The 19,069-nt window shown below is 43.2% G+C and carries 14 protein-coding genes; all 14 read left to right on the top strand.

All coding sequences use genetic code 11. The annotated features are described in order from the left end of the window. The first annotated feature begins 77 nt into the window (after window positions 1-77). Window positions 78-3,653 (top strand): SpaA isopeptide-forming pilin-related protein, encoded by a 3,576-nt coding sequence (locus ECA1_RS08330; RefSeq protein WP_060792213.1) that lies wholly within the window; start codon window positions 78-80, stop codon window positions 3,651-3,653. Window positions 3,654-3,707: 54 nt separating this feature from the next. Next, complete coding sequence (locus ECA1_RS08335; protein WP_060792214.1) at window positions 3,708-5,576, top strand: SpaH/EbpB family LPXTG-anchored major pilin; 1,869 nt, start codon at window positions 3,708-3,710, stop codon at window positions 5,574-5,576. Window positions 5,577-5,599: 23 nt separating this feature from the next. Then, window positions 5,600-6,496, top strand: coding sequence for a class C sortase (locus tag ECA1_RS08340; RefSeq protein ID WP_060792215.1), 897 nt, complete (start codon window positions 5,600-5,602; stop codon window positions 6,494-6,496). A 420-nt stretch (window positions 6,497-6,916) separates the two neighbouring features. Beyond that, window positions 6,917-7,783, top strand: coding sequence for a ribosome biogenesis GTPase YlqF (gene ylqF, locus ECA1_RS08345; protein WP_005229614.1), 867 nt, complete (start codon window positions 6,917-6,919; stop codon window positions 7,781-7,783). After that, complete coding sequence (rnhB, locus tag ECA1_RS08350; protein ID WP_060792216.1) at window positions 7,767-8,531, top strand: ribonuclease HII; 765 nt, start codon at window positions 7,767-7,769, stop codon at window positions 8,529-8,531. Before ylqF ends, rnhB begins: the two co-directional genes overlap by 17 nt. 68 nt (window positions 8,532-8,599) lie before the next feature. Continuing rightward, a complete protein-coding gene (dprA, locus tag ECA1_RS08355; protein WP_060792217.1) occupies window positions 8,600-9,478 on the top strand; it encodes a DNA-processing protein DprA in 879 nt (292 codons plus the stop codon). Between the two features lie 142 nt (window positions 9,479-9,620). Continuing rightward, a complete protein-coding gene (gene topA / locus ECA1_RS08360; RefSeq protein WP_060792218.1) occupies window positions 9,621-11,699 on the top strand; it encodes a type I DNA topoisomerase in 2,079 nt (692 codons plus the stop codon). Window positions 11,700-11,850: 151 nt separating this feature from the next. Then, window positions 11,851-13,152 carry an FADH(2)-oxidizing methylenetetrahydrofolate--tRNA-(uracil(54)-C(5))-methyltransferase TrmFO gene (gene trmFO / locus ECA1_RS08365; protein WP_005229622.1) on the top strand — a complete coding sequence of 434 codons (1,302 nt, stop codon included), beginning with the start codon at window positions 11,851-11,853 and terminating at the stop codon, window positions 13,150-13,152. 119 nt (window positions 13,153-13,271) lie between these two features. Then, entirely contained in the window at window positions 13,272-13,697 is a 426-nt protein-coding gene (locus tag ECA1_RS08370; RefSeq protein WP_060792219.1) for a hypothetical protein, read from the top strand. Between the two features lie 13 nt (window positions 13,698-13,710). Next, on the top strand, window positions 13,711-15,147 hold the full coding sequence (locus ECA1_RS08375; protein WP_010749391.1) for a flotillin family protein: 1,437 nt from the start codon (window positions 13,711-13,713) through the stop codon (window positions 15,145-15,147). Between the two features lie 195 nt (window positions 15,148-15,342). After that, window positions 15,343-16,281, top strand: a complete 939-nt coding sequence (gene xerC, locus ECA1_RS08380) for a tyrosine recombinase XerC (protein ID WP_081091721.1) — start codon at window positions 15,343-15,345, stop codon at window positions 16,279-16,281. 22 nt (window positions 16,282-16,303) lie between these two features. Continuing rightward, window positions 16,304-16,846, top strand: coding sequence for an ATP-dependent protease subunit HslV (gene hslV, locus ECA1_RS08385; RefSeq protein WP_005229630.1), 543 nt, complete (start codon window positions 16,304-16,306; stop codon window positions 16,844-16,846). Window positions 16,847-16,860: 14 nt separating this feature from the next. Further along, window positions 16,861-18,258: an ATP-dependent protease ATPase subunit HslU gene (hslU, locus tag ECA1_RS08390; RefSeq protein WP_060792221.1), complete on the top strand. Its 1,398-nt coding sequence runs from the start codon at window positions 16,861-16,863 to the stop codon at window positions 18,256-18,258. A gap of 13 nt (window positions 18,259-18,271) precedes the next feature. Further along, window positions 18,272-19,063, top strand: coding sequence for a GTP-sensing pleiotropic transcriptional regulator CodY (gene codY, locus ECA1_RS08395; protein WP_005229632.1), 792 nt, complete (start codon window positions 18,272-18,274; stop codon window positions 19,061-19,063). Window positions 19,064-19,069: the final 6 nt, after the last annotated feature.

The following is a 19,069-nucleotide window of genomic DNA, read 5'->3' on the forward strand; positions in this document are numbered from 1 at the left end:
AAAAAAAAGAGGTGTCTTTTGCTTCTTTCTTGTATGATCAGCTTGTAATTTTTGATTCTTTGAAAGGAGGTCTTTTTATGTTTTTGACAAAGAGACACCACTGGTTCTCTTTCATTTTCTGTATGTTAGGGGGGATATTATTTTTCATTTATTCGAGTTTGCAAATAAACGGGACAGCAAGTGCACAAGAAGAAAACACGATCACTATTGCTGAAACGAAGCAAGTCAAGCTGACTGGTCACCAAGAGGGCACTCAATTTTCTTTATGCTATCAGCTACCACAAAAAAACAAACAGCAGCGTCTCTGGGTACAACTATACGCGATCGATGAAACGAAGGAACAGTTGTTATTAAAAACAAGCAATGAAGAGATGACTCAAGTCAAGGATGATTCCGCACAGTCTTGGCTTACAACCCAAGATTTCTTGCAAACACCAACGGAACAAGAACTAATCTTTCAGCTGCCTGAAGAAACGAAAAAGCTAAAAATGATGATTCAGATCGAAGAATATGACAAGGAAGGTGAAGTATCGTACAACATACTGTCTTCGAATGAATCAGTTTTTGAAATCCCACTTGCCACAAATTCTGCTTCTTCAGAAACATCAGAAGTCAATTCTGGCACTGGATCCTCTTCAGAAGCCGTGAGTGAGTCGACCTCGGAGCAAGCGTCGAATGAAGGCTCAAAAGAAGTTTCGAACGAAGAAACGAAGGAAGAGACAAATGAGACAGGAACGGCGACAAGTGCTTCTGAAGAGGAAACGCTCACTGAACCATTTAAACAAGAACGTCTTTATCAAAAAACGAGCGTTTCACAGACTTTTGCTTCGATTGAACCAGATTATACGACAGACCAAAGCGGGACGTATCCTGCGGCGAACTGGAAAACCGATGAAAAGAGCAACGTCTTAAATCATCAGGGGAACAAGGATGCAGGCGAAACGTGGGACGGCATAACTACATGGAATGGCGATCCAGCAAATTTGACCCATTCATATATTGAATATGGTGGTGTAGGAGACGAAGCAGATTTCGCGCTACGAAAATTTGCCAAAGAGACGAATACCCCGGGACTATTTGATGTTTACCTAAATGTACGAGGGAATGTTCAACGTCAAATTGATCCTATCGATGTCGTGTTGGTAGTGGACTGGTCAGGCAGTATGAATGAGATGGGACGGATCGCAGAAGTGAAAAAAGGCGTGGATCGCTTTTTGAATCAAATTGAAGGAAGCGGTATTCAGGATAGTGTCTACATGGGCTATGTCGGTTATTCCAGTGATGGCAGCAATTACCAAAACAAAACCTGCCAATTAGGAAAATTTTCTGAAGTCAAAGAGACGATCCGAACGATGACGCCAGAAACAGCAGCGGGGGGGACCTTTACCCAAAGAGGGCTGCGCCAAGCAGGGGATATGCTATCGACGCAAAATGGACATAAGAAAGTCATCGTTTTGCTAACAGATGGTGTACCGACTTACAGTTATCATGTGTCTAAAGTGCATACCCAGGCAGACGGCAGTTATTATGGAACCGCCTTTTCTCTTACTCAAGACCAGCCGATGAATACATCGTTTCTCTACAATGGCTATTTTGCGTTTGATCAACAGAACAATTATAAATGGATCAACAATACCTTTATCGCCACGATTGGTGAAGCGATGGCGTTAAAAGAACGCGGCATCGAGATTCATGGGTTGGGGATTCAACTGCAAGGAGATCAAACCGCTGGGTATACAAAGGCCGATGTCGAGAAAAAAATGAGACAGATGGTTTCTGCTGATGAAGACGGCCATCTTTATTATGAGTCAGCCAATGAAGCAGCGGATATTGCCGACTATCTCGAGAAAAAAGCCCTTCACATTGCGGCAACAGTCACCGATGGCGAGATTACTGACCCCATTTCGCAGCCATTTGTCTACGAAGAAAATAGCTTGTCCGTCAAAAGTGTCGGGTCTGCTGCTCTAACGGTGCAGCCTGACATTTCGATGTCTGACAATACAATCCATGCTTCAGGTCTTTATTTAGGCGAAGGGCAAGAACTGCAAATTCATTATCAAGTGCGGATTCAAACAGAAGCAGCGGATTTTAAACCAGATACTTGGTATCAAATGAATGGCGAAACGGTATTTTATCCGAATCATCAGTCCGATCAAAAGGCATTGTTTGGTGTGCCATCCGCCAAAGCACCTGGGAAGGAGGTGACGATCAAAAAGCACTGGGAAGAATACGATGGCGATACCTCCAGTCGTCCCGAAACGATCTATTTTGAAATAAGCAGGAGTCCTGTCAGCAATGAGAATAGCTGGCAAACAGGGTATCTCAAACTTACTGAGACCGATGCCCAAGATCAGACAACTTGGGAACGAAGCAAGGTTTACGCGCTTTCTGAAAAGGATGGGACGGAGTACGAAGAAACCCGTTTACTGCCGCTGTATAACAATCAAGGAGAAACTTTTGATTATCAAGTCACAAATGAACGAGCAGTGGCAGGTTATGAAGCGACAAAAGTGGACGCTTATACATGGAAAAACACAAAGGCGTTTGTGCCCTTGGCATTAAACCTGATCAAAAAATCCGCTGTAGGAGAGGTGAAGCTGACAGGTGCCATTTTTGAATTAACGGGGGCAGGGGAGACAGTGACCCTTGTGGATCAAGGGGATGGAACGTATGGGCTGCCAGCAGATATTGTGTTGCAAAAAGATCAGACCTATCGTTTGGAGGAAGTCACTGCACCGGCGGGACATCATTTGTCTAAGCAGACAGAGTGGCTAATTCATATCGATGCGCAAGGGAATACGACGATCGATGGGCAACCCGTCACAGTGGACGATCATACGATTACGCTGGAGATCACCAATCCGTTTACAGAAATTCCAGTTGCTATTCGAAAATATACGGTACAAAAAGAGCAGCAAGTACTGTTAGCTGGGGCTGTCTTTTCTCTGCAACAAAAAACAGCAGCGGGGGATTATCAAGAAATTGCCTCAGAAACATCGAATGATGTGGGGATGGCTGAATTTACGATCCTTGAGCCGGGCGCTTATCGCATCTCAGAAACAGCCGGTCCGCTTGGATACGATACGATTGCTGGTGATTATGAGTTTGTCGTTGGTTCAGACGGAAAGATCCAGTATCAAGGGGAAAACGTCGCTGCAGCTGCCAACTGTTGGACTCTTACCCATGGCAATCAGTTAAAACCTTTTGATTTGGTTGTCAATAAACAGGATGAACTGGGACAAGCGCTAGAGGGAGCCAAATTCCGCTTAAGCGGAAACGGTCAGACGATAGAATTACCAGAATCCCAAGAATCGCTAGCGGTATTTCATTTCCATGATCTAACACCAGGCAGCTATACCTTAGAAGAAATTGTTACGCCTACAGGCTATGCTGGTTTAACAGCACCTGTGAAAATCAGGATCGAAGAGGATGGCAGTGTCTTGATTGACGAAAAATTGCAGCCGAATCTTCTTGTTTCTGGAGAAAAGAACAATCAAATAGAATTGATCGTCACCAATCAAGTGAAAGTGTCTCTTCCTGAAACAGGAGGGAATTGGCAAGGGTGGCTGGCGATTCTTTCAGCAGGTCTGCTAGTCCTTTTAGCTAGTAGCTATTTGTACGTTAAGCGCAAAGATAAGCCTTCATTAAAGTAATTTTTCCATTAGCGAATGAAAAACGAAAAAAAAATTAGAAGAGAGGAAAGAACAATGAAAAAGATTTTTAATCATACGAAAATGGTTTGTCTCCTATTTTTACTTCTGCCATTTGTCTTTTTTGGAACGAAAAATCAGCAAGTATCCGCAGAGAGCAATTTGGCACAGGTCCATCTGCATAAAAAGAAAATGGTCAATCTGCCAGGTTCATTGATTCAAAATAGTGGGACTGAGACGGCAGAGTTTGATCAATACCAAGGCTTAGCCGATGTCACTTTTTCTGTCTATGATGTGACCACAGCATTTTATGAAAAACGATCTGCAGGGGCTTCCGTTGAAGAAGCCAAACGTCAAGTCCAAACCTTGACGCCTGGTTCCCCTGTAGCTAGCGGGAAAACAGATGCAGCCGGTGATTTGGTTCTTGAATTGCCGAAAAAACAAGCCGATCGGGATGCAGTTTACACCATTGTAGAAGACCCTAAAGACGGTGTTACCACTGCTGAGAACATGGTGATCGCCTTTCCTGTGTACGAAATGATCCAACAAGCAGACGGGTCGTATGCTTACGGGGAAGAAGAATTAGACACGATTCATCTTTATCCTAAAAATACTGTCACAAATGAAGGAACGCTCCTTGTGAATAAACGAGGAACGGGGGAAAATGAACCACTGAATGATGCGGAATTTGTTATCTCAAAGCAAGAAGGAAACCAACAGACCAAGAAATATATTTTAAGTGCAGCCGATGGACTTTATACGTGGACGACTGACAAACAAGCAGCGTACCGCTTTTTAACAGGTAAACAATATGCTGCTGGAGAAACGACCATCGATGTTGATGAAAACCAAAAAGGACAGTTAAAAGTTGAGCAGTTAGAAACAGGCACCTATCAATTAGAGGAAACGAAAGCCCCAAGTCAAGCCGCCTTGATCGAGCAAGAAACCATCAAGGATTTTTCGATCGCAGCAGGCAATGACGTCACGGTTGAGTTAACAGTCAAGAATGACACGACAAATGTTACCAAAACAACACCACAATTAGACGGCAAAGACGTGGGAATCGGCGAAAGAATTCAATATCACCTAACGGTCAATATCCCATTAGGTATCCAAGACAAAGTAGGAGCAGAAAACAAATACAAACATTTCCAATTGATCGATGCGCACGATCCAGCATTGACTTTTGAAAACACAGCAGAGGGAGAAACTGGCTATGCGTTGTATGATGGAGAAAAGAAAATCGATTCAACGAACTATCAAGTAACGGAAAAAGAGCATGGCTTTACGGTAACCATCAATCCAGAATTTGTGCCGCAATTAACGCCGGGAAATCAATTGCGCTTTGTGTATTATATGTATTTAAATGAACAGGCTATGCCTATCAATGGCTTTAAGAATGAAGCAAATGTAGAAACAGATTTCATGACGGATCAAACACCGCCAAGCGTGGAAGTTTTGACAGGGGGCAAACGCTTCTTAAAAGTCGATGGGGCTGTGACCGCTACCGAAGCGCTGGCAGATGCAGTTTTTGTTGTACGAGATCAAGACCGTGATGATACCAACTACTTGAAAATCGAAGAGGGAACCAAACAGGTATCTTGGGTGCAAACAGCGGATGAAGCGACGAAATTTACCACAGGTACAGATGGATTGGTTGATATCATCGGGTTGAAATTTGGCACGTACTATTTGGAAGAAGTAAAAGCACCGAAAAATTACGTGCTGCTAACAAATCGCATCGCTTTTGAAGTCCATGAAACGTCTTATGGAACGAAAGAGCAATTGGGAGAGCCCGAAAAAGTTCCTAACCGCCGCAAAGGAACCTTACCAGCAACTGGTGGTGTCGGCACCTATTTAATGGGCGCAATCGGAGTGGTGATCGTTGGTTTAGCAGGGGGGTATTTTGTAAAACGGAAAGGGTAAGTAAATGAGATGAAAAAAGCACGATGAGTATCAGACGAAGAAATGGCGCAAAAGCACCAACTAGAAAAGTAACTTTATTGGATTTTCTGATGGGTGTTCTGCTGCTGCTAGGGGTTTTGATCATCAGTTATCCTTTTGTAAGTAATCAGCTCAACACGTTTTTTGATCAACAGTTGATCAGTTTCTACCAGAGCCAAGCCAAAAAAATGAGTGAAATAGAAAAGCAACAAAAAAGGAACCAGTTGGAACGAGCGAATCAAGAGCTGGCACAGCAGCCCAGCAATCCTGGAATCAAAGAAACGCAAGATTTATCAGAAACAAGGGACTCAGAATCAGGCGATACACCTGATTACTATGAACGACATACGATCGGTGTTTTAAAGATCCCCGTAATTGGTGTCGCTCTCCCGATTTTTGATCAAACCACCGATACGTTGTTAAAAAGAGGCGCAACATTATTGGAGGGCGCTTCGTATCCAATAGGTGGTGAAGATACCCATGCGGTTTTGTGCGGACACCGAGGGTTAACGAGTGCAACGCTCTTTACTGATCTGCCTAAGCTGCAGATCGGTGATGAGTTTTATATCGAAACGTTTGATGATACATTGGCGTATCAAGTAGATCAGATAAAAACGGTCGACCCTGATGATACTCAGGCATTAAAAATTGTGAAAGGCAGCGATTACGTCACGCTGTTGACCTGTACCCCCTATATGGTCAATAGCCATCGTTTATTGGTACGGGGCAAAAGAATTCCTTATGTTGAAGAAAAAGAAACAGCCGCCGCCAAAAAAGCACAGCAGCAAAAAGTAGGATTGATGCTAGGCGTGATCACTGTTCTTATCCTCCTCTTGTTGATTAGTAACAGGATTCAGCGGAAAAAACGTCTTCATTCGAATACTTCCATTGATGAAAAGTAAGGATCGTTCGTTTTTCTCACTAAGTAGAAGAAAATGACTTTTTAACCTTAGTCAGAATGAAACATGTCGTGTGAAATATGGTACAATAACTAAGATAAAAGATAGCAAAAAAGCAGTCAGACTATTGTGAGTGTGTTAGGAAAAACCAAAATAAAGCGTTAAGGATGCTTCATTCAACCACTTCCCCAAAATTAAAAGTCAAGGAGCGTTGAAACAAACGCGCTCGAAGCTTTTCCTATGCACCAGGTTGAAAAAAGAACATTGATCCGCAAACAGTTCAGCTAGTTTGCTGCACTGATGGGACTCTCTGACTCAAAAAAAGCAAGCAGCCTTCGTTCTTGTCACCTATAGACTACACGAATATAAAAACGACTGTCTTTTTTATCAATTCGAAGAAGTACCAAGGAGGAAAACGTTCAAATGACCATTCAATGGTTTCCAGGCCATATGGCGAAAGCCAGACGTGAAGTAAGTGAAAAATTAAAGTTCGTGGATATCGTTTTTGAACTCGTGGACGCACGCTTGCCGATTTCATCCCGCAATCCCATGTTAGATCAATTATTACAACAAAAACCACGATTGATCTTGATCAATAAAGCGGATCTCGCAGATCCCGTTCAAACCAAAAAATGGGAACATTATTTCCAAGCACAAGGCTATCTAGCACTGGCAATCAACGCCCAAGACAATCAAGGGGTTAAAGCCATTGTTCCTACAGCGAAACAAGTCTTGAAGGAAAAAATTGCTCGCGACAAAGCGAGAGGCTTGAAGCCTCGTGCGATTCGAGCAATGGTGATCGGCATCCCGAATGTCGGAAAATCGACCTTGATGAACCGCTTAGTAGGGAAGAAAATCGCTCAGACGGGCAATAAACCCGGCGTGACGAAAGGGCAGCAATGGCTGCGTTTTGGGACTGATCTAGAGCTTCTAGATACGCCCGGGATCTTATGGCCAAAATTTGAAGATCCGGAGATCGGCAAGAAGCTGGCATTGACCGGTGCGATCAAAGACCAGCTGATCCATTTGGATGATATCGCATTGTATGGACTTGATTTTTTTGCCCGCTATTATCCTGAAAGAATCGCGAATCGTTACCAATTAAAAGCGGAAGAAGAGGCGTTGTTAGCGCCAGATCTGTTGATGAAAATCACGGAAAAACGTGGCTATAAAGACAATTACGATCGAGGAAGCGAACTCGTTGTCTTCGACATTCGGCAAGGGAAATTGGGCCGATATACATTAGATCGAGTGGAGGAAATGGAAAGCCAAGATGAAACAACCGATTAAGACAATCAAAGAGCGATTATTTGATCCAGCTTTCAATGACCAAGCGTATTTACAGGCGCTGCAAGCAGATGAACGAGCGGGGGTCCAAAAGCTGCTGCAACAATACGAGAAACAGCGAGTGAAACACCAGCTATTGCAGGAAAAATACGAAGAAATGATGCGTTTTGAAAACGAAGCATTTCAGCAAGGCGCCCGTTTTATTGCTGGTTTAGATGAAGTAGGGCGCGGACCATTAGCAGGCCCCGTGGTGTCAGCTGCGGTCATTTTGCCTAAGGATTGTCAGATCTTAGGTCTAAATGATTCCAAACAGCTTTCTGCGAAGAAAAGAGAAGAGCTGTTTATCGAAATTCAAAACAAAGCCGTTGCTGTCGGTATCGGTGTCGTCAGTCCAGAAGAAATCGATCGGATAAATATCTATCAAGCCAGTCGTCTAGCAATGAAAGAAGCCTTGATCGACTTAGCAGTCAAGCCCGAGTATTTGCTGATCGATGCGATGACGATCGAGACGGAAATCCCTCAACAAAGCTTGATCAAAGGAGATGCCCGTTCCATTTCCATTGCCGCAGCAAGTATCATCGCCAAGGTATATCGAGACAATTTAATGAAAGATTTTCATGAAGTCTATCCTTTTTATGGGTTTGATCAAAATGCTGGGTATGGAACCAAAGTCCATTTAGAAGGGCTAGCTGCCCACGGAATCTGTCCTATTCATCGAAAAACATTTGCGCCAGTAAAACAATATCTATAAATTTCATCCATCCCTCTTTTTTTAGCGAATCTTATAAGTAAGATTACTAAGAAAAGAGGGCTTTGTTTATGAAGTATCAACAAGCAACAGATTTTGAAAAACAGTTGATAAAACTGTACTACTGTCAGGGAATTGGTCTGCAAGGTTGTTGGAAGATCATTTGGCATTGGTTGGAAACAAAAGAGATGAATTGTTCGCTGGAAGAGATGATTGCCATCGGGGTCCTTCCACAGCACCGTGCGGTTTTTCGGCGATCATGGGAGCGATTGACAGACGAACACATCGCACAAAAGATGGGCGCACAAAACTACCTCACTTTCTTCTCGGCGGAGTATCCGATGCTTTTACGACAAATTGCAGACCCGCCATTGATGCTTTTTTATGAAGGGAATCTGCAATTGCTACAAACGACCATGATTGGCTTTGTTGGTGCAAGAACGGCGTCCTTATACGCACGAAAAGTTTGCGAAAAGCTGATTCCACCTCTAGTGACGGAAAATTATACCATCGTTAGCGGATTGGCCTATGGTGTCGACAGCTTTGCCCATGAATCAGCCATCAGAAATCGTGGACAAACCATTGCTGTGATTGCTTCTGGGATGGACCATTGTTATCCGGCATCGTCCTACCGGTTGTTCCAGCAGATCCGTCAAGAACATCTGGTGCTAAGCGAATATCCGCACGATACCAAACCGCAAAGATACCAATTTCCGCTGCGCAATCGCATTATTGCTGGGATCTCAAAAGGGGTCTGCGTAATTGAAGCCAAGGAAAGAAGCGGTTCTTTGATTACGGCACAGTTAGCGATGGAAAACGGACGAGAAGTTTTTGCAGTGCCTGGGGAAATGATTTCGGATCAGTCAAAAGGTTGTCACCGCTTGATTCAAGATGGTGCAAAATGTACGATTAGTGTGTCGGATATTTTACAAGAGTTAGCCTTTTTTTGATTTTTCCAATCAACCTTCCTTGACAAACCTTTTCTTGAAAGCTATGATAAGCTACGATTTGTATGTTTCATCTGCATACGATAGGTTCACTGATTGATAGAATATAATAGTAGGAAAAATTCAGGAAGGAGCCATTCTTTATATGGCATATAAATATTTAGTAATCGTGGAATCGCCCGCAAAGGCGAAAACCATTGAAAAATACCTTGGACGAAATTACAAAGTCGTCGCAAGTGTCGGTCATATTCGTGATCTCCCTAAAAGTAAGATGGGGATCGATGTCGAAAATGATTATGAGCCGCATTACATTTCGATCCGCGGAAAAGGGGACGTGATCAAAAGTCTCCGTTCTGCTGCGAAAAAAGCTGAAAAAGTCTACCTCGCAAGTGACCCGGATAGAGAAGGAGAAGCCATTGCTTGGCATTTAGCTTTTCTACTTGGACTAGATTTAAAAGATAAAAATCGTGTCGTCTTTAATGAAATCACTAAAGATGCGGTCAAAGCAGCCTTCAAAGAGCCAAGAACGATCGATGTGGATCTCGTCGATGCCCAACAAGCACGGCGGATCTTAGACCGATTAGTCGGGTATTCATTGAGTCCGATCCTTTGGCGCAAAGTCAAAAAAGGGTTAAGTGCTGGCCGTGTTCAATCGGTGGCGCTTAAGATCATTATTGATCGTGAAAAAGAGATCCGTGATTTTGTTCCCGAAGAATATTGGAGCATTGATGGAAACTTTAAAAAAGCCACGAAGAAATTCAAAGCCAATTTTTGGGGCTTAGATGGCAAAAAGAAAAAATTACCGAATGCTGAAAGTATTAAAGAAGTCACCGATCGCCTTTCTGGTAAAGACTTTCAAGTGACAAAGGTTGAAAAGAAAGAACGCAAACGGAATCCAGCTGCACCATTTACCACCAGTAGTTTGCAACAAGAAGCAGCCCGCAAACTGAACTTTCGAACGCGGAAAACCATGATGGTCGCACAGCAGCTCTATGAAGGGATCGCCCTTGGCAAACAAGGGACTGTCGGTTTGATTACCTATATGCGTACCGACTCGACGCGAATCGCTGACACAGCCAAAGGGGAAGCAGCCGAATTTATCGAAAACACCTATGGTTCAGAGTTCTCCGCTCACGGTGGCAAAAAACGCGCCAATGCACAAGGGGCACAAGATGCCCATGAAGCAGTAAGACCGACCAGTGTTTTGCGTACGCCAGAAGCCATGGAGAAATTCTTAGACAAAGACCAATTAAAATTGTATCGCTTGATCTGGTCTCGCTTTGTGGCTAGTCAAATGACGCCTGCCATTTTGATTACGATGAAAGTTACTTTGGATCAAAATGGTGTCATCTTTATTGCTAATGGTTCAAAGATCAAATTCAAAGGATTTATGCAGGTCTATGTGGAAGGACGCGATGATGGCAAAGAAGACAAAGAGAACATCTTGCCAGAGTTAGTCGAAGGAGATGTCGTTCAATCCGTATCGATCGAACCGAAACAGCATTTCACCCAACCACCTGCTCGTTACAGCGAAGCAACGTTGATCAAAACCCTTGAGGAAAACGGTGTGGGTCGTCCTTCAACCTATGCACCGACGTTAGAAACCATTCAGCGGCGTTATTATGTGAAATTGACGCAAAAACGTTTTGAGCCAACTGAACTTGGTGAGATCGTCAATTCGTTGATCGAGGAATTCTTCCCGCAAATTGTTGATATGCATTTTACTGCTGAAATGGAAAATAGCTTGGATAGCATTGAAGCTGGGAAAGAAGAATGGGTCAAAGTTGTCGATCAGTTTTATCGCCCATTTGAAAAAGAATTGACGACTGCAGAAGAAAGTATCGAAAAAATTCAAATCAAAGATGAACCTGCAGGCTTTGATTGCGATCTTTGTGGTCATCCGATGGTGATCAAATTAGGCCGCTACGGAAAGTTTTATGCTTGCAGTAATTTCCCAGATTGCCGCAACACAAAACCAATCGTGAAAGAAATCGGCGTTGAGTGCCCGGTCTGTCATCAAGGGCAAGTCGTTGAACGCAAATCGAAGAAAAACCGGTTGTTTTATGGTTGTACCCGCTACCCTGAATGTGACTTTACTTCTTGGGACAAACCAGTGGGGCGTAATTGTCCGAAGTGTGATAATTATTTAGTCGAAAAGAAAGTCAAAGGTGGGAAACAAGTCGTTTGTATCAAAGGCGACTATGAAGAAAATGTGCAAAAATAACTAGCAGGATATCCTGTTAAAAAAGAATCGGCGTATTCTCTTGAACGGTCAGCCTCATTATTGGCTGACAAAAGAAAGCGCCGGTCCTTTTGATTAATACAAGCTGTTTCTTATGAAAAGAGACGAGCTTTTGAAATAAAAGGAGAGCACTATGAAAGAAATCAATGTTATTGGTGCCGGTTTAGCCGGAAGCGAGGCTGCGTGGCAAGCAGCGCAAGCAGGTGTCGCAGTAAATCTTTATGAAATGCGTCCTAAGAAGTCGACAGAAGCCCATCACACAAATAATTTTGCCGAGCTTGTTTGTACCAATTCACTACGAGGTAACAATTTAACGAATGCGGTCGGTGTCTTGAAAGAAGAAATGCGTCGCTTGGATTCAGTGATTATCACTTCTGCAGACAAAACAGCGGTTCCAGCAGGTGGTGCCTTAGCTGTGGATCGCGATGATTTTTCAGAGTTGGTCACCAAACGTGTCAAGGAGCATCCTTTAGTTACAGTCATCGAAGAGGAGATCACTGAAATTCCAGAAGGCATCACTGTGATCGCAACAGGTCCATTGACTTCTGAACCGCTCTCAAAAGCGATCCAAGCGTTTAACGGATCTGAAGGATTTTATTTCTATGATGCCGCAGCTCCAATCGTTGACAAATCAACCATCAATATGGATAAAGTTTATTTGAAATCTCGTTACGATAAAGGTGAAGCAGCCTATCTGAACTGTCCGATGAATGAAGAGGAGTTTTATGCGTTTCGTGAGGCCTTGGTCAATGCAGAGGTGGCTCCTTTGAAAGAATTCGAAAAAGAAAAATTCTTTGAAGGGTGTATGCCGATCGAAGTCATGGCTGGTCGTGGTCCGAAAACCATGTTGTTTGGTCCGATGAAACCAGTTGGGTTAGAAGATCCGAAAACTGGCAAGCGTCCTTACGCAGTGATTCAGCTGCGTCAAGACAATGCGGCGGCTTCTCTTTACAACATCGTTGGCTTTCAAACACATTTGAAATGGGGCGAACAAAAACGGGTATTCCGGATGATCCCTGGCTTGGAAGAGGCTGAATTTGTGCGCTATGGCGTGATGCATCGGAATAGTTTTATGAATTCACCTGAGCTTTTGCAACAAACCTATCAATCGAAAAAACGTGAGGACCTCTTTTTTGCTGGACAAATGACAGGGGTCGAAGGGTATGTGGAAAGTGCAGCCAGCGGGTTGATGGCTGGCATCAACGCTGCCAAACTTGCAAAAGGCGAAGCACCGATCATTATGCCACAAGAAACGACGATTGGTAGTATGGCGTATTATATCACCCATGCTGAAGGCAAACACTTCCAACCAATGAATGCAAACTTTGGGTTGTTGCCAGAACTTCCAGAGCGAATCAGAGACAAGAAATCCCGTTATGAAGCATTGGCAAATCGAGCGTTAGCTGCTTTAGAAAAAGCCAAGGAACAATTATAAGCACGATGATCGAAAACTTTCTTACTGATAATTGGTGAGAGAGTTTTTTTTTAATTTGTCTTGAAACTTTAATCAAGGTGACTTATGATAGACAGTAACAATGACAGAAGGTGGTGAAGATGGTGATCGGAGAATGGATTCATTTGATTCAAAACTATTTACAACGTTTTCCTACAGTGATCCAATTTTTAGGTTTGCTGATCCTCTTGGTCGGGGGCATTTTCGTTGTCTTTGTTGCATTTAGTTTGCTGTTGGGCCCCTTTATGTGGCTCTACAATCGCATCACAGACAAAAACCGCAGCAATGTCATTAGCCGCAATGAGTTTGTGATCGGCGAACTGACGGAAAAGATTGTCGGAGACACAATCGGCGAAGTCATGGAAATAGGGAGTCAAGGTGCACGTTCTGTTTATCCTGCTCGTTTTTTTCGGGAAGAAGATCGTGAAAACAATGTTCGATTGCCAGTCGGCACCAAAGTCATCATTGTCGATTTTGATAAAAAAGGGATCGCGTTGGTGGTTGAAAGTAAAAATTTTATAGAATAGGAAGTGTTAGGTTATGGTGGATACAGGATCAGCAGTTGATTTTTTAAGTAATCCGATCTTATGGGGCGTCGTCCTCGTTGTTTTATTGATCGCCTTTTTGATGATACGCTACCGAATCGGAAAACCCGATGAAGCGTTGATCGTCACGGGGTCGTTTTTAGGAAAAGAAGGCATCAAGATTTTAAAAAACAGTGGGACGTTTGTGATTCCTATTGTTCAAAAGGCACATAAATTAAGTTTACTGACCCACAAGTTAGAGATTGGGACACCAGAAGTTTATACAGAACAAGGCGTACCGATCAAAGCCAGTGCCACGGTGTTAGTGAAAGTCGGCAACAGTACCGAGTCGATCAAGACAGCCGCTGAACAATACTTGGGTAAATCCACTGGTGAACTGGAAGATGAAGCGCAAGAAGTCTTAGAAGGTCACTTACGGGCAATTCTAGGAACGATGACGGTGGAAGCCATCTACAAAAATCGCGATGATTTTGCGGAACAAGTACAAGAAGTTGCCTCTACGGATTTGAAAAAAATGGGGCTGGAGATCGTATCATTTACGATCAAAGACGTTAGCGACAGCAATGGGTACCTGGATGCTTTAGGGCGTCCCCAGATTGCTGAAGTGAAGAAGAACGCTGAAGTAGCAGAATCCAATGCCTTAAGAGAAACGCGGATCAAGCAAGCTGAGAATGAGCAATTGGCACAGCATGAAGAGATCCGTCGCCAAACAGAAATCGCGGAAGCGACAAAAGATATGGCGTTGAAACAAGCGCAGTACAAACAAGAACGTGAAGTTGCGGATGCGAAAGCGGAGCAAATCGCGGTCGGTGAACAAATGAAAGTGCAATTGATCGAGCAAGAAAAAAATATTGAGATTCAAGAGAAACAAGCGGAATTGACAGAAAAAGAATTGAATGCAACTGTCCGTAAAAAAGCCGAAGCAGATAAATATGTCGTTGAACAAAACGCATTAGCAGACAAAGCCCGTGAAATCGCCCGAGCACAAGCCGAAGCGGAAAAAGTCAAATTGGCTGCACAAGCGGAAGCGGAACGAATTGAAAAATTAGGTAGTGCCGATGCGGAACGAATCGCAAAAGTCGGTCAAGCCGAAGCGGAAAGCCGTGAAAAGATGGCGATTGCTTTGACCAAACTGAACGAAGCTGGTATTTTGATGGAGTTCATCAAAGTGCTGCCTGAAATCGCAAAAGAAGTCAATGCGCCCCTTAGCAATATCGATAAAGTGGTCAGCTTTGGCGGCAACGATGGGCTTCAATCAATGGGGGAAGCTGGTTTAGCGCGAACCTTTGATACGATCAAAGAAACCACCGGATTAGACTTAGTGGCGTTGATCAATGACACGATGTCCACAAAACAAGGAAACAAAGAGCTAGTTCAAGCTGTTTCAAAAAGCAATGGTTCGCCTCAGCCAACAACTGGTCCAATCGAATAAAAGCAAATAAGTGGAAACGTATCAGTCCCTCTCTATTTTGAGAAAGGGATTGGTACGTTTTTATGGCTCTTTTGAGTGATCTTTCTGAAGAATGATAAGAATCTTACGAAGATTCTTAGAAAGTTTTCACAATTATGTCTAAACTTTGAAATATTGATTAAATTCTGACAATTCATTTGTTTTTTTTTGTGGTCTATGCTAAAGTTATTTCGAATCATGAAAAGGGGGGTTACTTTGCAAACGGATCAATTACAAGAAGAGTTTTTTCGTTATCTTATTGTTGAAAGAGGGTATTCGGAAAAGACAAAAAAAGCGTATCAAGAAGATATGAGCGATTTTTTTCACTTCTTGAAAGAGTCTGGCAATGAAGACCCGTTAGCGGTGGAGTATCGTGATGTTCGTGTCTATTTGAGCTATTTGACGGAACGAGGGTATAGCCGTAATTCCATCAGTCGGAAAATGGCTAGCTTGCGTTCATTCTACCAATTTCTAACCAAGCATGAGATCGTCAAAGAGAATCCCTTCGCCTACATTCATTTAAAAAAGAAAAACGCTAAATTGCCGCGTTTTTTTTATGAAAAGGAAATGGATGCTCTTTTTCAAAGTGTCGCTGGTGATGAGCCATTACAACAGCGCAATCAAGCATTGTTAGAAGTCCTTTACGGTTCAGGTCTGCGGGTCAGCGAGTGTAGCAGTCTGACGCTGGGCGCGATCGATTGGGAAAGCGGCGTTTTGCTGATCCACGGAAAAGGCAACAAAGATCGCTATGTTCCTTTCGGCAGTTACGCACAAGCGGCAGTCAAGCGCTATCTTACCTCAGGACGCAAGCAGCTGATGGCAAAGCAGAACAAGGAACACGAGGTTCTCTTCGTGAATCATCTTGGTGATGGGATCACTGCAACTGGGATCGAGTATGTATTGAATCAAATCATCCGAAAAAGCAGTTTAGACAGTAAAATCCATCCTCATATGCTGCGGCATACGTTTGCGACCCATCTATTAAACAACGGCGCCGATATGCGGACCGTTCAAGAATTGTTGGGGCATGCCAATCTATCGACGACACAGATTTATGCGCATGTCACCAAAGACAGTTTACAAAAAAATTATCGCCAATTTCATCCACGTGCGTAAAATTGGTACAGGAGGAACGTAAATGAAGTCAGAATTTCATTCAACCACCATCTGTGCGGTTGAAAAAGATGGCAAGTTTGCCATGGCCGGTGACGGACAAGTAACGATGGGAGAACAGGTCGTTATGAAAGGAACCGCTCGGAAAGTCCGTCGAATATACAACGGTGAAGTGATCGTTGGCTTTGCCGGTAGTGTGGCAGATGCCTTTACCTTGGAAGAAAAATTTGAAGGAAAACTAAATGAATACAACGGAAACTTGCAACGAGCTGCAGTAGAGTTGGCACAAGAATGGCGGACGCAGCAATCGATGCAAAAATTAGAGGCGATGCTGATCGTCATGAATGACAAGGAGATGCTCTTAGTCTCTGGGACAGGTGAGGTCATTTCGCCAGATGAAGGGATTTTAGCTATCGGTTCAGGTGGAAACTATGCCTTGGCGGCAGCCCGTGCGATGAAACGTTATGGCGGTGAACTATCTGCCAAAGAAATCGCTGAAGGTGCCTTGAATATCGCAGCAGACATTTGTGTCTTTACGAATCACAATATCATTGTAGAAGAGTTTTAAAGAGGGATGACGATATGACAAACCAAAACAAATCACCACGAGAGATCGTGAAAGAATTAGATGAATACATCGTTGGACAAACCAATGCCAAAAAATCAGTGGCGGTTGCTTTAAGAAATCGTTACCGCCGTCTGCAATTAGATGAAAAAATGCAGCAAGATGTCACACCAAAAAATATTTTGATGATTGGACCAACGGGCGTTGGGAAAACGGAAATTGCGCGACGGTTAGCGAAGATCGTTGATGCACCTTTTGTTAAGTTAGAAGCGACGAAATTCACGGAAGTCGGCTATGTCGGTCGAGACGTAGAATCGATGGTACGTGACCTCGTTGAAAATGCGATCCAAATCGTGAAAAAAGAACAATATAAAAACGTACGCATCCAAGCGGAGAAAAAAGCCAATCGTCGTTTAGTAAAAGTCTTAGTCCCTGGTATTAAAAAGGAACAGAAAAAGAACACCAATCCTTATGAACAAATGATGAATATGTTCAACGCCGCACAACAACCAGAAGAACCAAAAGAAGAATTGACAGATGAGATTCGCAGCAATCGCCAAGCGATTTTCGAACAATTAGAAAAAGGCCTTTTGGATAACCGAGAAGTGACGATCCAAGTCGATGAACCGAAAAATCAAACGCCAATGATGAACAATGGCTTAGAACAAATGGGCATTGATTTGAATGAAACATTAGGTGCATTGAAACCGCAAAAGAAAATTGAACGCACAGTAACCGTGAAAGAAGCGCGGGAATTGTTAATTCAAGAAGAATCCTCCAAACTGGTCAACGACGCGGATATTCATAGCGAAGCATTACGTTTGGCGGAATCTAGCGGCATCATTTTTCTTGATGAAATCGACAAAGTATCTTCGAAATCGCAGCAATCAGGAGAAGTTTCTCGTGAAGGGGTGCAAAGAGATATCTTGCCGATCGTTGAAGGCTCACAAGTCAATACGAAATATGGCACGTTACAAACCGACCATATTCTCTTTATCGCTTCAGGCGCATTCCATCTATCGAAACCAAGTGATTTGATCCCTGAGTTGCAAGGGCGTTTCCCGATCCGCGTGGAGCTGGATGACTTGACGAAGGAAGACTTTGTTAAAATTTTAACGGAACCAAACAATGCCTTAGTCAAACAATACGTTGCCTTGTTAGGAACCGAGAATGTCAAAGTGGTCTTTACGATGGAAGCCATCGAAAAAATTGCCGAAATCGCGTATCAAGTGAATCGCGATACCGACAATATCGGAGCCCGTCGTTTGCATACGATCCTAGAGAAACTACTTGAAGATCTATTGTTTGAAGCATCTGAGATGCAAATGGGTGAAATCACGATCACAGAAGCGTATGTGGAAGAAAAACTTGCGTCAATCGCAAAAGATGAAGACTTAAGCCGGTATATTTTATAAAGGGAGCGGACCAATGAAAACATTATTAGAAAAGACAAGACAAATCAACGAATTATTGCAGCAAAAAAACACCTTTAATTTAGCTTCTGATTTGCCTTACGACAAAATGGCTGTCATTTTAGGAAACATCCTAGACAGCAATGCGTATATTATTAGCGTCGACGGCAGCGTGTTAGGTTTTGTTGAGAACCATGATGTCAATAATGAGCGCATCAAAAAAATGTTTGTCGAAAAACAGTTTCCTAAAAATTATACAGATTTAGTCGATCACCTGACTTCCACAGAAGCCAATGTGCCGATCAGTGACGATATGACGGCTTTTCCTGTGGAAGGCCGAGAGCTGTATCCCAACGGACTAACAACCATCGTACCAATCTACGGTGCAGGAGAACGCTTAGGGACGATCATTCTTTCCAGAATCGATACATCCTTTGATGATGATGATTTGGTATTAGCGGAATATAGTGCGACAGTTGTTGGTATGCAATTCTTGTACCAAAAATCCCGTAGTATCGAAGAAGATGTTCGCAGTACCACAGCTGTTCAAATGGCGATCAACACGCTTTCTTATAGTGAGCTAAAAGCTGTTCAAGCTATTTTTGAGGCATTAGAAGGAGACGAAGGTCGTTTGACCGCATCAAGTATCGCTGACCGTATCGGCATCACCCGTTCGGTGATCGTGAACGCTTTGCGTAAATTAGAGTCTGCCGGTATTATTGAATCCCGCTCTTTGGGGATGAAAGGCACCTATTTAAAAGTGCTTAACAGCCGCTTTAAAGAGGAATTGACGAAACATCAATATTAGGAGATG

The sequence above is a fragment of the Enterococcus casseliflavus NBRC 100478 genome (genome assembly GCF_001544095.1).
GTDB lineage: Bacteria > Bacillota > Bacilli > Lactobacillales > Enterococcaceae > Enterococcus_D > Enterococcus_D casseliflavus.

Excerpts from the sequence above, each read along its gene's own strand:
- hslU (WP_060792221.1), top strand. The coding sequence starts at position 16,861 with ATGACAAACCAAAACAAATCACCACGAGAGATCGTGAAAGAATTAGAT.
- ECA1_RS08330 (WP_060792213.1), top strand. The coding sequence starts at position 78 with ATGTTTTTGACAAAGAGACACCACTGGTTCTCTTTCATTTTCTGTATG.
- codY (WP_005229632.1), top strand. The coding sequence starts at position 18,272 with ATGAAAACATTATTAGAAAAGACAAGACAAATCAACGAATTATTGCAG.
- trmFO (WP_005229622.1), top strand. The coding sequence starts at position 11,851 with ATGAAAGAAATCAATGTTATTGGTGCCGGTTTAGCCGGAAGCGAGGCT.
- topA (WP_060792218.1), top strand. The coding sequence starts at position 9,621 with ATGGCATATAAATATTTAGTAATCGTGGAATCGCCCGCAAAGGCGAAA.
- dprA (WP_060792217.1), top strand. The coding sequence starts at position 8,600 with ATGAAGTATCAACAAGCAACAGATTTTGAAAAACAGTTGATAAAACTG.
- ECA1_RS08335 (WP_060792214.1), top strand. The coding sequence starts at position 3,708 with ATGAAAAAGATTTTTAATCATACGAAAATGGTTTGTCTCCTATTTTTA.
- xerC (WP_081091721.1), top strand. The coding sequence starts at position 15,343 with ATGCTAAAGTTATTTCGAATCATGAAAAGGGGGGTTACTTTGCAAACG.
- ylqF (WP_005229614.1), top strand. The coding sequence starts at position 6,917 with ATGACCATTCAATGGTTTCCAGGCCATATGGCGAAAGCCAGACGTGAA.
- ECA1_RS08340 (WP_060792215.1), top strand. The coding sequence starts at position 5,600 with ATGAGTATCAGACGAAGAAATGGCGCAAAAGCACCAACTAGAAAAGTA.
- ECA1_RS08375 (WP_010749391.1), top strand. The coding sequence starts at position 13,711 with ATGGTGGATACAGGATCAGCAGTTGATTTTTTAAGTAATCCGATCTTA.
- ECA1_RS08370 (WP_060792219.1), top strand. The coding sequence starts at position 13,272 with ATGGTGATCGGAGAATGGATTCATTTGATTCAAAACTATTTACAACGT.
- hslV (WP_005229630.1), top strand. The coding sequence starts at position 16,304 with ATGAAGTCAGAATTTCATTCAACCACCATCTGTGCGGTTGAAAAAGAT.
- rnhB (WP_060792216.1), top strand. The coding sequence starts at position 7,767 with ATGAAACAACCGATTAAGACAATCAAAGAGCGATTATTTGATCCAGCT.